We start from the raw sequence: 14,836 nt of genomic DNA, 5'->3' as shown, positions 1-14,836 counted from the left end.
CGTTAATGCGCTTAATGGTGCGCTTCCCAGTTTTGCTTCCAGACCAAAAAGTCGGCAGCTGCCATCGGCTCGGCCACCAGATAGCCTTGCACCTCATGGCAACCCGCTGAGACCACTAAATCCCAGTCCTCTTGGGTTTCCACGCCTTCGGCGACCAGATTGAGGTTGAATTTACTGCCCAAGGTGACGCTGTGTTCCAGAATGGTGCGGGCAGATTGATCTTGGCTGGCGCCACGCACAAAGGCCCGATCAATCTTCAATTCAGTAAAGGGGGTTTGCATCAAATGTTCCATGGTGGAAAACCCTGTCCCGAAATCATCAATCGATAGCCCAAACCCTTTGATCCGCAGCCGGGTCAGGATGTCGAGGCTCAATACATAATCATGCGAGAGCTGGGTTTCGGTGATTTCCAGCGTGATGGATTCCGGGGCGATGTCATTGTCGTCCAGCACTTGGCAAAAGAGCTCAGGCAGCTCCAAGCGGTGTAGATTGTCCATCGACACATTGACTGACAACTTGATCTGCATGCCAGCGGCTTGCCATTGCCGCAGCTGGCTCACGGCCAGACGCAATACTTGAAAGGTCAGTTCATCCACCAAGCCATGTTGCTCCAGCGCGGGCACAAAGGTATAGGGACCCAGCAGGCCACGCTGCGGATGGCGCCAGCGCGCCAAGCATTCCGCCCCCACGACGGTATGCGTGCGGGTACTGACTTTAGGCTGATAAAAGAGCTCAATCGCGCCATTCGCCAGCCCCCATTCCAGCTCACTGCGCTCAAGCTGCATGGTTTGCGAGCCGGCAGCATGCTGCAGCCGTGGCTGTAATTGCGCAGATTCACTGAGCAAGCGCGCCAGATCCTCTTTGCGGATCGGTTTACTCAGCGCACCATGGATATTCAGGCGGAACGAATGGGCGAGTTTCTCGGTGGCTTTGAGAACGTTGTCATCCAGCCCCGACAAAATCGCCACTTGGCCGGTAAAGGCCTGTTGGCCCAGTTGGCGCAAAAATGCGATGCCATCCATATCCGGCATTTGCAGATCACACAAAATCCAGTCTGGCGTTTCCATTTGCTCCAGCTGAGCTAGGGCGGCATGGGCATCTAGGCAGCGGGTAATGTGCACCAGGCCAAGGTCTTGCAGATGCTGGGCCAGTAAATCCAGCATAAATACATCGTCATCCAGCAGCATGACCCGCAATTCCGGATCAACATTATGGATACTCAGCTGTGGCTCCGCTTCGCAGCTGGCTGCAAGCAGCCCTTGGGTTTGCAGATGGGCACAGGTTTGCGTAAATAAGCGCTGTAGTTCCGCGATTTTTTCGCGCATTACGTCTAGCGGTAGCGTGGTTTGGTGGGTATCCAGGTCGGCCAAACGTTCGCCTAAGGCCATGGCGCCCACGGTGCGGGCCACAGATTTCAGCCGATGACATTCGGCGCTGATTTTATGCAAATTGCCGGCGGCCAGCTCTGGGGCCAGGTTCGCCAAACCCTCGCGCAGCGTATCAGCAAATTTCTGCAGATATTTGTGTTGCCGCTGCGGGTCAGCCCCAAACATGGCGTTTAAAACGGCTGGATCAAACAATGGATGTCGATCTGTAGGAGTAGGGGTATAGCTTGGCAGGTCAATCATAGTATTGCTTTGCAGCCAATACGTCAGGGTCTGGTAGAGTTTGTCAGGCTGGACCGGTTTGCCAAGAAAGTCATTCATCCCCGCTTCCCGACACAGCTGCCGATCTTCGGTCGAGACATTCGCCGTCATTGCGATGATGGGCAAGTCTTTAAAGCGCGGATTCTGGCGCAGGATTTTGCACGCGGTGTAGCCATCCATTTCGGGCATCTGGATGTCGAGCAAAATCGCATCAAATAGCTCGGCCTCGGCGAGGCGTACGGCTTCGCGGCCATCGTTGGCAATCACCACCTGAATACCCACCTGGCTAAGTAGATCGGCCCCCACTTGCTGGTTAAACGGATGATCATCCGCCAAGAGTACGCGCTTGCCAGCCAGCTTGGGCAAGGTTTGCTGTGCAGAGCCATGCGTGGTGCTGGCGGGGAGTTGCTCGGCACTGATGGGCAGGCGAATGGCAAAACTAAATTCACTGCCCAGATGCAGCTGGCTGCGCAGCTTGAGCTCACCCCCCATCAGCCCAACTAGCTGCCGACTAATCGCCAGCCCAAGCCCGGTGCCCCCATATTTACGGGTGGTTGAGCTATCGGCCTGATCAAAGGGCTCAAACAGGCGTTGCTGCGCATGCTGCGGGATACCGATACCGGTGTCGCAGACTTTAAATTCCAACCGCTCTGGCTCGGCCGGATCGCTAGCGAGACAAAGGCTAACCCGGCCATGTTCGGTAAATTTAATGGCATTGCTTAAAAGATTGAGCAACACCTGTTTCAGGCGCAGTGCATCACCTTCCACCGTGCGCAGTTCAAGCTGATCGTGAAAGAGATCAAAAGCCAGGTGTTTTTCGCTGGCGCGCGGCTCCATAATGTCGCGAATTTCCGCCAGCATATCGGCTAGGTTAAACGGGCAATGTTCGATTTCCAGCTTGCCAGCCTCGATCTTGGAAAAGTCGAGAATGTCATTAATCAGCCCGAGCAAATGTTGGCCTGAGGCGGTGATTTTTTGCAGATAATCACGTTGTTTCGGATTAAGTTCGGTTTGCAGCGCCAGATGCGCCATGCCCAACACGCTATTGAGCGGGGTGCGGATTTCATGGCTCATATTGGCGACGAAAGCGCTTTTCGCCCGATTGGCACTTTCGGCCAGGTGGCGGGCGGCATCGAGCTCACGCGTACGTTCAATCACTCGCTCTTCGAGCTTGACATTGAGCTCAACCATATTGTGTTCGTGCTCGATGCGTTCAGTGATATCCCGCACCATGGCGGTGTAGATCGGGTTGCCGTAATTATCCGAATACGAAATCGACACTTCGACCGGAAATTCTTCGCCATTGGCGCGGCGGCCGTGCACTTGGCGCACGTTGTAGCTGCGCATTTTGCGCGTGTGGTCACCTTCGCGGGCAAATTGGTGCATGTATTCGCGGTGGGTGAGGGTGTGCCGCACCGGAATCAAAGCCTCGATCGGGCAACCTAAGATCTGGCTCGCTGGAAAGCCAAACATCTGCTCGGCCGCGCGGTTAAACAAAATAATATTGAATTCGGTATCGGTGGTGACAATGGCATCCATAGCGCCATCAATCATGCCCGCCAGCTGCGCCCGATTGGCCAGTAATTGCTCTTCGGTGGCTTTACGCTGGGTGATGTCGGTGCTGGTGCCGATCATGCGTAGTGGCTGGCCTTGCTCATCACGCTGCACAATCGTGCCGCGCCCCAAAATCCACACATACTGGCCCGATTTACCACGCAGGCGATATTCGCTAGCGTAGGCCTGGCTGCGGCCTTGCAGGTAATCGTTCAGTTGTTCAAGCGCCTGGCGACGATCATCCGGATGCAGGCGCTGCTCCCACTCGCTAAAGGTATTGGCCAGCTCATTAATATGTAGGCCCAAGAGATTGGCCCAGGTTTCGGTGAAGGTCATCTGCTGATTGCGCAAATCCCAATCCCACACGCCATGCCCGGAGCCCTCGATCGCGGCTTTCCACAGCTGATCACGTTGAAACAAGGCCTCGTTCGCTCGGCGAAATTCACGCTTGCTCTGCATCGCCGTCAGCAGCTGACTGTAGGTCAGCAGCAGCGGTTCCAGTGTAGCTAATACCTGCAGACCGCCGGTGGGCAGGTCGCCCAAAATCACCAGGCCATTAACCCGATTGCCATAATGAATGGGAATGAGCCAGCTCGCGCCTAAGGCCGGCAGCCCCAGTTGCTCTCCGGTCTTGCCCAAAAGGGCGGGGATGTGTGGCAAGAACTGAGCCATCCCCTGCTGCACTACTTCGGCTGCACTCGGGCAGAGCGTGCAGTCAAACTCCCAGCCTGAACTGGTATTTTGCTCAAACAGTGCCACTGTGGCGGCATCCCACTGCTGGTGGCGGATGGCGTTTATTTTGAGTTGCCGTTGTTCGCCTTGCCCCAAGACTTCGGCGATCAGGGTAAAACCGCTCTGGCTTAAGCGCTGAAGCTCAAGCAGGATAAGGTTAAAGGCTTGCCGCTCATTCTGACTACTAATAAAGTCGCCCTGAATATCAACAATCGCGTTGAGCTGCAGATTGCGCAGATCGAGTTCTTCACGGGCATGGCGTTCTTCGGTGATGTCGCGCTGCACGCTCACCCAGACCGGCCCGTAGTGCATATGTTCGAAGCTGCTGCTACTTAAGCGGCTCCAGAATTGGCTGCCGTCTTTGCGACGATTCAGTAGCTCACCTTCCCAGTGCCCCTGTTCTTGTAACAGTTGCAGCAGGCGCTGACTGTTATGCGGGCTGGCGGATTCATCACTCACGATGAGCTCGGCCACCGAAACCCCCAGCATTTCTTCCGCGGCAAAACCAAACATCGCTTCAGCGGTGGGGTTGGCATACACCACGCGGCCATCACGGGCTGAAATCAGATGCACGGCTTGCTGCAGGTTTTCGACAATCTCGGCATGTAGGGCCAGCTCGTTTTTAAGCTCCAGCGGGTTGCTTAAATCCTGTACTGTCACCGGGACATATTTGGCCGTGGTCACGTTGGCTGGAATCGGGAAGGCCAAAATCGCCTTAAATGGTTTGCCGGTGGCGGTGATTAAATTTACTTCCGAGCGAAAGCGCTCTTCCTTGCGCCAGAAAGCGCGGATTTCCTCGCGCGCCACATCCAGTGCGCCCTCACCAAACAGCTGGCTAAATCCTTGCAAGAGCGCTTCTTTGCTGGTTTCAAACAAGATGAGCGTTGCCGGATTGACATCGGTGACCTTCATGCCGCTCAGTAAGCTGTAAAGCGCTTCGGGTTTGTCGCGCAGATAGGCGTCGATATCGCTAATGCCGCTTAAGCGCAATTCGTCCAGCATGGCCACCAGCTCGGACATATCCTCATGCCAGATCGATAAATGTGCAGCATCAAACAGCGAGCGGTAGCGTAATTCCCGCTCCACCAGCTCGTTTTGCTGTGCCAGCTGCGCGCCCAGATCGGTGAAGGTCAGTACGATTTCATCTTGCCAATCGTCTTCGAGTGGCGTGCAATGCAGCGCCACGCTCTTGTATTGACCATTTTTAGCGCAAACATGCGCCACAAAACGGCTAAAGGCACTTTGGCCTTGTTGTGCCTGCTGGATGCGCTGATTCCATTCCTGCTCAACGTGGGTACGGTAGTGTGGATCAGGAAATGCTTGCTGCCACCACTGAGTGAGATCGATTAAATCCACACTGCTATAACCAAACAGTTCGATAAAAGCCGGGTTGAGATAATTAATACCGCGTAAACCACTGCAGATCATTGTGGGTACGGCGCTGCTTTCCAGTAGGGCGCCCAACCTTTGTTCGCTACGGGCTAATTCATGCAGGGTGTTTTTCAGTTTGCTGATGTCACGCCAAGTGACTGACAGGATTGGCGTGGTTTCTTGTTCTGGTGTGGCAAAGTGCGCATGCAATAAAACATTGATTACCCGCTGCTGTTTGCTGCGTAAATCCAGCGCAACATCCTGTAATTCCTGCTTGCTTAAGAGCAAGGGCTGCCAGCTTTCGGTAAATAGGGCGGCAGATTCGGGGGTATAGAGCTGCAGCCAATTCTGGCCAATGATTTCGTGCTTATAGTACCCCAGGGTATTGAGTAGAGTCTGATTGCAGTCGAGGATAATCTGCTGTTGCCAGTCGATGGTTAGTAATAAATCTGGCGACTGATCGTACAGTGCTTGCAGATGATGCTGGTGACTCAGTAAATGCTGCTCGCGCTCTTTGCGCGCAGCAATATCGAGCACCAGTGCCTCAATACCAATTAATTGCCCGGCTTCGTCGTAAATCCCATAACCTTGATCCTGCACCCATACCGTCGCGCCATCGCTGCGCACCAAGCGATATTCCAGCTGATAGCCTTGCTGTGTTTGCAGCCGGTCCAGGCTTTGTTGCCCAAAAGTGGGGCGATCTTCCGGGTGAATCAGGCTTAACCAACCGCCGGGGAGTTCTTGGCATGGCGTGCTTGCGGGATAGCCCGTCAGGCGTAGCGCAGCTTCAGCTGCAAAATCGACAGTGCGCTCCGAATCAAGGCGACAGCGATATACCATGCCGCTAACTTGCCCCAATAGACGCAACAAGGCCGCGCTGCATAACGGTGCCGCGCTGACAGTGTTGAGCATTGGATCGCTGGAGGCTGACATGATTCTCGTCAGGAGTTAGTAATACAGCTTAAAGATAGGCGATGCTCGCTGACGATGCCAAATTGCTTGCGTGTGCCCTAACTGCCAGATGTCGGAATCAGACAGTTAAAAACATGATCTATGTCAACTTTTGGCGGCGGCGCCCAAGAGGGCGGTCTAGCATGCAAACGTGCAGCCGCCTGACTGCGCTGAATGCTGCTTTGGGGAGATACTCATGTCACCGTCTCGAACACTGCGTGTGCGCACGCAACTAGGCCTTGGATTTGGCGTAATTTTGCTGCTGATGATTGTGATCGGCGCGATTGCCTTTAGCCGGCTGGATTTGCTGGATGAAAGCGTGAATAAAATGGTTAATGACCGTTATCCGAAAACGGTGCAGGCCAACGCCATCATCAATAATATGAACCTTGTTGCACGTTCAACGCGCAATTTAATGTTGATGACTGACCCCAATGAGTTATCCAAACAGCTAGAGCAAATTGCGCAGGCTCGTAAAGCGATCAGCGAAAATCTAGAAAAGCTAGATAGCACCGTCAAAAGTGAGCAAGGCCGCTTGCTGATGAAAGAGGTGACCTTGGCTCGCGGTGAATATGTGCAAGAGCTAGAAAAATTCATGCAGCTCTATCAAGAAAAACGCATCGATGAAGCCAAGGCATTATTGATCGGCTCGATGCGCGCCACACAGCTTAATTACATCGACAAAATTGATGCGCTCATTACTTATCAATCAGATTTAATGAAGTCGGAGGGGGCCGCGGCCGAGAAAATGGCCGAAAGTGCCAAAAATCAGATTTTGTATTTGTCCCTGGCCGCCATCGTACTTGGCCTCGTGATTACCTGGCAGATCGTTAAGCGCTTGATGGTGCAGCTGGGCGGGGAGCCCAGCGATGCTGCGGCCGTCGCCTTAGCGGTGGCGGAGGGTAAAATTGATAATCCAATTCACTTGCAGCCGGGTGATCAGCGCAGCGTGATGTTTGCCATGCAGCAAATGCAGCAAACGATACAGGCCTTTATCGCCGAGCAAGCGCGCATGGCCAGCGAGCATGACAAAGGGTGGATTAAGGAGCAAATGAATGCGGAAGCCTTCAAAGGCCGTTTCGGGCAAATGGCGACCGAGATCAACCAGCTAGTGAATTCGCACATTAGTGTGAAAATGCAAATTGTTGAAATCGTCTCCGCCTATTCACGTGGTGATTTCAGCCAAGATATGGCGCGCCTACCCGGCGACAAAGCCAAGATCACGGCGGCGCTGGATCAAGTGAAAAGCGCATTGCTCAGCATCAGCAGCGATATCAAAAAACTGGCGGCAGACGGTGCGCAAGGCGATTTCAGCCAGCGGGCCCATGCCGAGCAATATCAATTTATGTTCCGCGAGATGATCACCGATCTGAACTTGCTGATCGAGACCTGCGAGGTTGGGTTTAATGATGTGCTGCGCGTATCTAGCGCATTGGCGGCGGGGGATCTGAGCCAGACGATTACCAAAGATTATCCGGGTATGTTTGGGGCGACCAAAGCTGGCGTGAACCAAACTGTGGCCTCGCTCAATGCGATTGTGCAAGAAATCGAGCAAGTGGTCGAAGCCGCCGCCGAGCGGGGCGACTTTAGCCGGCGGCTTAGCCTTGAGCAAAAACAGGGCTATACCCGTCGCTTGAGTGAATTACTGAATCAGCTCTCTACCGTGACCGAAACCGGGCTGCGCGATGTAATGCGGGTGGCCAATGCCTTGGCGGGCGGCGATCTCACCCAGACCATTAGTAAAGATTATCCGGGGCTGTTTGGCGAAACCAAGCAGGGGGTGAATACCACGGTCGAAAATCTGCAGCAGCTGGTGAGTGAGATTCAGGATGCCGGCATGGCCATTAATGCGGCAGCTAGTGAAATTGCCCAAGGTAATAGTGACTTGTCACGCCGTACCGAAGGGCAGGCCGCCAGCCTGGAAGAAACTGCATCCAGCATGGAAGAAATTACCGGCACGGTGAAACAGAATGCTGACAATGCACAGGTTGCCAGCAAGCTGGCGCGCTCCTCGTCTGAAGTCGCCACCAAAGGCGCGCAAGTAGTCGGGCGAGTGGTGGAAACCATGAGCTCGATTAATGAATCGTCGCGTAAAATTGTCGACATCATTAGCGTGATTGACGGCATCGCATTCCAAACCAATATCTTGGCGCTGAATGCGGCGGTAGAGGCCGCCCGCGCTGGTGAGCAAGGCCGTGGCTTTGCGGTGGTGGCGGCCGAAGTGCGTAATCTGGCGCAGCGCTCAGCTTCAGCGGCCAAAGAGATCAAGCATCTGATCAATGATTCGGTCAGCAAAGTGGATGATGGTGCCAAATTGGTGGCCGAAGCTGGCAGCACCATGAGCGAAATTGAGTCGAGTATTCAGCGGGTCACCGACATCATGAGCGAGATCTCGGCCGCGTCTGTTGAGCAAAGTGCCGGGATCGCCCAAATCAATCAGGCTGTCATTCAGATGGACGAAACCACCCAGCAAAATGCAGCGCTGGTGGAAGAAGCCTCGGCGGCCGCCGAAGCCCTGCAAGAACAGGCGCAAACCATGGCGCAGGCGATTGGCTCGTTTAAACTGAATCGCACTTCGCATATGCTGCTCAGCCGCAAACCGGTGGAGCCGGTACATAAACCGGTTCCGACCGCCGCCAGCGCTAAGGCTAGCAAACCGGTGAAACTGGCCAGTAAAAAGCCGGCCGCAATTAGTGTGCCACAAGCCAGCGAGGATGCGGATTGGGCTGAGTTTTAAGCAAAGTACGACATTAGCGTGACTTGATCTGGCGCTAGGCAAGTGTGGGTCAGATTAGTTAAGCTCATGTTCGGGGTGCAAAAAAGCCGCCTTGGGGCGGCTTTTCTATTTTTTGCGTTGGGTATTGCTCTGTGATTATTTATTTGTATTGATTTCAAGCTCATACATGAAGGGGGTATATTGATGGGTCAAGCTTATTCTGTGCTGATGGTTTGCACTGGCAATATTTGTCGCAGCCCCACTGCCGATGGCGTGCTCCGGCAACTGGTGGCAGTGCAAGGGCTGCAAGATGTGATCGAGGTCGACTCAGCCGGCACGTATGATTATCACGTGGGTGAGGCGCCGGACCGCCGAGCGCAGCAGCATGCGCGCAAGCGTGGTTATGATCTTTCCAATTTGCGGGCGCGGCAGGTGGCCGCCAGCGACTTTAGTCGTTTTGATCTGATCTTGGCGATGGATAAAGGCCATTTTGCGGCTTTACGCCAACGTTGCCCGGCTGAGTTTCATAGCAAGATCCAGCTCTTTCTGGACTATGCCGCCGCGTTTCAGGAAGACGAGGTGCCCGATCCCTACTATGGCGGGGCCGAAGGCTTTGAACACGTGCTGGATTTAGTGGAGGACGGTTGCCGCGGGGTCTTGGCCCATGTGCAACACCAACTAGCTGCTCGCACGCCAAGCTAATCGCGGCAAACCCCTACTTGTAAGGAGGTGGCGAAGGCTTTAAAATTCGATGTTCCTTCGGGGGAGTAATCGTCGGCCGATGCAGTGAGCCGAGCCTGAATCAACAAACTTGAAGCCCTGCGGCTTTATGGTTCAGGCAGTGACCCAGTGTCACCTGATGAGACCCGAGGTTATGCGCATGCTCAGAGGGTGGGCCGTGCGCCTAGCCTCGTGTCTTACGCCTGCCCTGGAGATGATGATGTTTGATGCTTTGTTGATTTCGACTGGAGTCGTAGCGATTGCAGAAATGGGCGATAAAACCCAGCTGCTGTCCCTGATTCTGGCGGCCAAATTCCGACGCCCGCTACCGATTGTTGCGGGCATTTTTGTTGCTACCGTGCTAAATCACTTTGCAGCGGGTTGGATCGGACAGCAGGTGGCCGGGCTCATTTCGGCGGATGTGCTACGCTGGGTCGTCGGCATCGGCTTTTTGGCGATTGCTGCCTGGGCACTTATCCCGGACGAAATGGATGAAGAGGAGGCGACGGTGAAACCGTATGGCGCCTTCTTGGCAACCTGTGTGGCCTTCTTTTTGGCCGAAATGGGTGATAAAACGCAAATTGCCACCGTTGCGCTGGCCGTAAAATATCAGCCGCTGTGGCAGGTGGTGTTTGGCACTACCATCGGCATGATGCTGGCCAATGTGCCCGCCGTGTATCTGGGCGATTGGATTGCCAAGCGTATGCATGTGCTGCGTATGGTGCGCTTTGTGGCCGCCGCGATTTTTGCGCTGATTGGTGTGTTGGCACTGGTCGGTTTCGGGCAGTAAAGCCCGGTTTGCAGTGAGATGCCGATACGAGCCGGCAGGTGTGGTTGCACCTGCCGGCTCGTATTTGTATTTAAAGCAACGTGCGTATGCACGATAACATCAACTTAGTTTGGGGAAGAGTCATGCTGGATGCTTTTTTTAAGCTCAAAGAGCATGGGACGAGTGTTAAAACCGAGGTGATTGCCGGGTTTACGACATTCCTGACCATGGCCTACATCGTATTTGTTAATCCGGCGATCTTGTCGATTACCGGGATGGACTTTAATGCGGTGTTCGTCGCCACGTGTTTGGCGGCAGCGCTGGGTACGGCGATTATGGGGCTGGTGGCCAATTATCCTATCGCTTTGGCGCCAGGCATGGGTCTGAATGCCTATTTCACTTTTACCGTGGTAAAAGGTATGGGCATGAGCTGGCAAACCGCACTGGGTGCCGTGTTTGTGTCTGGCCTGATTTTCCTCGTGGTGAGTTTGTTTAAAGTGCGGGAAGCGCTGGTTAATGCCATTCCGCACTCACTCAAGCTGGCGATTTCGGCCGGTGTGGGGATGTTTCTTGCCATTATCGCGCTGAAAAACGCCGGTGTGGTGGTGGATCATCCGGCCACTTTGGTTACGCTGGGCAACCTGGCTGATCCCAAAGTGCTGCTGGCGATTTTGGGCTTCTTCCTGATTGTGGCGCTGGAATATCGCCGTGTGCCAGGCTCGATCATCATTGGTGTACTGGCGGTTACCGTTCTGGCGATTGCCATGGGCTTGCAAGAGTTCAAAGGCGTTTTCGCCCCAATCCCATCGCTGGCACCTACCTTTATGCAGATGGATTTCAGTGCCTTGATGACGCCAGCTGGCATCTTTAATGGCGCGCTGCTGGGGGTGATTTTTGTCTTCTTTTTTGTTGATCTGTTTGACACTACCGGTACGCTGGTGGGCGTGTCGCACCGCGCCGGCTTGCTGGATAAAGATGGCAAACTGCCGCGCCTGAAAAAAGCGCTGCTGGCTGATTCGGTAGCCATTACTGCGGGTGCCGCTTTGGGTACTTCTTCAACCACAGCCTACATCGAATCTGCCGCAGGTACGGCGGTAGGTGGTCGCACCGGTCTGACTGCTGTTGTCGTGGCCGTGCTGTTTATGCTGGCGCTGTTCCTGTCGCCACTGGCTGCGTCAGTACCAGCGTATGCGACTGCGCCTGCGCTGTGCTACGTAGCGGTGCTGATGAGTCGTGGCCTGGCTGAAATCAATTGGGATGATCTGACTGAATCTGCGCCGGCTGTCATGACTGCACTGGCGATGCCGTTCACGTTCTCGATTGCCGATGGTATCGCGTTCGGCTTTATTAGCTATGTGGCGATCAAAGCATTGGCTGGCCGCTTTAAAGATTTGAGCCTGGCGGTAGTGATTATTGCTGCATTGTGGGTGGTGAAGTTCGCCCTGTTCCACTAAAACGGAGTCTAAGCCATGACTAAACCCGTGTCTGAGCTGCCATACGCCGACTACATTCGTGAGCGGATTCGTACGGTGCCGAACTGGCCGCAAGAAGGGGTGATGTTTCGTGACATTACTCCCTTGCTGCAAGACCCGAAAACCTTTCGCCTGCTGGTTGATATCTTTGTGCATCGTTACATGGATCAGCAGCTGGACGTGGTTGCCGGGGTTGATGCGCGCGGGTTTATCTTGGGGGCCGTGGTGGCTTATGAGCTGAATCTGGGCTTTGTGCCTGTTCGCAAGAAGGGTAAGTTGCCATTTGACACAATTGCCGAGGAATACGAGCTGGAGTATGGTTCTGCCACCGTAGAACTACACGCTGACGCTTGTAAAGCCGGTGATCGTGTGTTGTTGATTGATGATCTGGTCGCCACTGGCGGCACCATGATTGCGGCGGCCAATTTGCTGCGGCGGATTGGTGCCAATGTGGTTGAGGCCGCGGCCATTGTTGATTTGCCCGAGCTGGGTGGATCGCAATTGGTGCGCCAGCAAGGGATCGAGTTGTTTACTGTGTGTGATTTTGCCGGGTATTAAGCCTGGGTAGAGGAAAGAATTGTGACGATGGAATTGCCAGAGGCACGTACGATTTTAGATAACGCCGATTGTCTGCATCCGGAGAGCGAAGTAGTGGCTGCGCTGGATCGCATGGGGCAAGAGATGTGTGCCGCTTTGGCGCACACCAATCCGGTGGTGTATACCGTATTGAACGGTGGTTTGATTGTGGCTGGGCATTTGCTACCACGATTGAAGTTTCCGCTGGAAATGGCGTATCTGCATGCCACCCGTTATCGTCACGAAACTTCCGGTGGCGAGCTGGACTGGAAAGTGAAGCCGCGCGAAGACATGCGTGGCCGCACTGTGGTCATCGTTGACGATATTCTGGATGAAGGCCACACGCTGGCTGCCATTGTTGACTACTGCAAGCAGCAGGGCGCGAGTGCCGTGCACGTGGCCGTGCTGATCGATAAAAAACACAATCGCAAAGCCGAAGGCATTAAGGCTGATTTTGTGGGCCTAGAGGTGGAAGATCGTTTCCTCTTCGGTTGCGGGATGGATTACCAGGGTTACTGGCGCAATACGCTGGCCATCTACGCCGTGAAAGGCTTGTAAGTCAGCCGCCATGCCAGTTCCCCGTGCGGGAGAATTGGCATGGCCCCAACTAGCGATATTCTCGTCCGGCATTTTCGCCAGATTCTGATCTGGCCCTTGCAATTAATGCCGATGTCCCACCTGCCCGGCGAACTCAAAGCCATGGGGCGGCAGTGGGAAATCTTGCAGCGCGCCGCCAGCGAAGGCTCGCCGTGGCAGCCTCGCGCCACTGAATTCGATACTTCTCCTGAACAATTTGAAGAGCGGCACTACCGCGAATTCATCACCTTTCTGCCTTATGTACAGCGGTTTTTGTATGGCGAGCAAGTGAGTATGGCTGGCGATATTGCCAGCTATGGTCGCTCTCCCTTGCATGTTTTTCGCCGTAGCGACATTCAGCAGGTGCTGATGGTGTTCAAAGATGGCGCTACCCATCATTTCAAAGTGGCGCACATCGATCTTTATTTCTTTTATGACGTCGATGTCGTGATTCTAGCGTTTGAGATCATGGGCAATGACCTGCCGTTGCGCAGGGTGCAAGATGCCTTGTTCCGCTTTGGTCGCGCCTACCCGGCGCAATGGGATGGTCCGCGCGAGGCGGCCAATTGCTTGCGCAAAGTCGCCTGGCTAGATGCAGATGGCGAAGTGCTGGCAGAATCCGACTATGAAGAGCGGCAGGCCTATCTGAGCCATATGGGTCAATATCGTGCGCCGCGTATGGCCGAGCATTGGGCGTATTTACTCAACCCCTTAGTGCCACACCATTCCGGCCTTGAAGGAGAAGTACGCTACCGCCAGATCGAATATCACCGCATGCCACTGATGGCCTATATCGCGGTGGATGATCCGTTTGCGCTACGGGATGAAGATTTTTACGCGCTAGGTACGGTTGGCAAGCCTGGCGAAGATCAGATTTTGCCCCTTACACCGAAACTGTTGGCTGATTTTGAAGCTGACTGTTGCTTTGATCGCTTCTGGGCGCCTGAGCAGCGCCATCGCTCAGCCTCAACCCGCATGATGTGCTCTGGGCATGCCTTTATTATGGTGGGGCAGCATGGCAACGAGTTTTACAGTAATCCGTATACCGGCGTGCTGGGCCAGTTTCGGCATCAGCACTTTCTGTTGGTGCTGATTGCGCATTTTCATAAATCGGCTTTGCTTTTGTTTTCTGATCGGATGGCGGCGGCGCTGTCGGCGCTGAATTTAAAGGACCCGCTATCGATTCGGCACTTTAAGCGTGAAATCCGCTTGTTGCTGGAGAGTTTTTTGCGCTTTAACCAGCGCTACTGGTTTCGCGAAGTCTCGCATCAAATCGTTTCTAGCCAGCTGTTTGGCATGATGAATCGTCACCTTGATACTGTGCGCCAACATGAAGAAGTCCGTGAATCGGTGCAGAGTATGAATCAGTACCTTGAAAACGATGATTTACGCCGGCAGGCCGATACCGTGGTGCGACTTACGGTGGTGACTATCTTTGGCTTGTTGGGCACCACTATCACCGGTTTTCTCGGCATGAATCTATTTGATTTGGCCGCCGAATCGGGGTGGATGAAATTGCTGTATTTTGCTGCGGTATCGCTACCAACCGCAGGGCTGATTTTTTATACCGTGGCGCGCTCAAAGAGTTTGTCCGAGTTTCTGGATGCCATGTCCGATGAACGGGTGAGCAATAAGCAAGCTTTCGTCGCGCTACGCAATGTCTGGCGCAAAAAGAAAGCCCAGCCACCGGTATGAAAATCTTGCGTGGCAGCCTGACTGGAGCGCATCTCGCTTTGCGCTAAGTCATGGTAGA

General features: G+C 54.2%; 8 protein-coding genes. 7 read left to right on the top strand and 1 reads right to left on the bottom strand.

What is annotated here, in order from left to right; translation table 11 throughout:
* Nucleotides 1–11: 11 nt before the first annotated feature.
* The gene (locus QV747_RS03055) at nt 12–6,236 is read right to left on the bottom strand and encodes a PAS domain S-box protein (protein ID WP_273429011.1); all 6,225 of its coding nucleotides are present in this window, start codon (nt 6,234–6,236) and stop codon (nt 12–14) included.
* Between the two features lie 214 nt (nt 6,237–6,450).
* Between QV747_RS03055 and QV747_RS16585 the strand changes: the two genes are divergently transcribed.
* The 7 genes from QV747_RS16585 (at nt 6,451) to QV747_RS03015 (ending at nt 14,778) form a co-directional block, all read left to right on the top strand.
* The gene (locus QV747_RS16585) at nt 6,451–8,991 is read left to right on the top strand and encodes a methyl-accepting chemotaxis protein (protein ID WP_373317275.1); all 2,541 of its coding nucleotides are present in this window, start codon (nt 6,451–6,453) and stop codon (nt 8,989–8,991) included.
* A gap of 183 nt (nt 8,992–9,174) precedes the next feature.
* Nucleotides 9,175–9,672 carry a low molecular weight protein-tyrosine-phosphatase gene (locus QV747_RS03040; RefSeq protein ID WP_273429010.1) on the top strand — a complete coding sequence of 166 codons (498 nt, stop codon included), beginning with the start codon at nt 9,175–9,177 and terminating at the stop codon, nt 9,670–9,672.
* A 238-nt stretch (nt 9,673–9,910) separates the two neighbouring features.
* Nucleotides 9,911–10,480, top strand: coding sequence for a TMEM165/GDT1 family protein (locus tag QV747_RS03035; protein ID WP_034619136.1), 570 nt, complete (start codon nt 9,911–9,913; stop codon nt 10,478–10,480).
* An 86-nt stretch (nt 10,481–10,566) separates the two neighbouring features.
* Nucleotides 10,567–11,913 carry an NCS2 family permease gene (locus QV747_RS03030; protein ID WP_197053773.1) on the top strand — a complete coding sequence of 449 codons (1,347 nt, stop codon included), beginning with the start codon at nt 10,567–10,569 and terminating at the stop codon, nt 11,911–11,913.
* A 15-nt stretch (nt 11,914–11,928) separates the two neighbouring features.
* Nucleotides 11,929–12,489 carry an adenine phosphoribosyltransferase gene (locus tag QV747_RS03025; RefSeq protein ID WP_273429006.1) on the top strand — a complete coding sequence of 187 codons (561 nt, stop codon included), beginning with the start codon at nt 11,929–11,931 and terminating at the stop codon, nt 12,487–12,489.
* Nucleotides 12,490–12,516: 27 nt separating this feature from the next.
* Nucleotides 12,517–13,065: a hypoxanthine-guanine phosphoribosyltransferase gene (locus QV747_RS03020; protein ID WP_211227578.1), complete on the top strand. Its 549-nt coding sequence runs from the start codon at nt 12,517–12,519 to the stop codon at nt 13,063–13,065.
* A 39-nt stretch (nt 13,066–13,104) separates the two neighbouring features.
* Entirely contained in the window at nt 13,105–14,778 is a 1,674-nt protein-coding gene (locus QV747_RS03015) for a CorA family divalent cation transporter (RefSeq protein ID WP_047391875.1), read from the top strand.
* Nucleotides 14,779–14,836: the final 58 nt, after the last annotated feature.

The sequence above is a fragment of the uncultured Chitinibacter sp. genome (assembly GCF_945957625.1).
GTDB lineage: Bacteria > Pseudomonadota > Gammaproteobacteria > Burkholderiales > Chitinibacteraceae > Chitinibacter > Chitinibacter tainanensis.
This window is presented reverse-complemented; position numbering and strand designations above follow the sequence as displayed.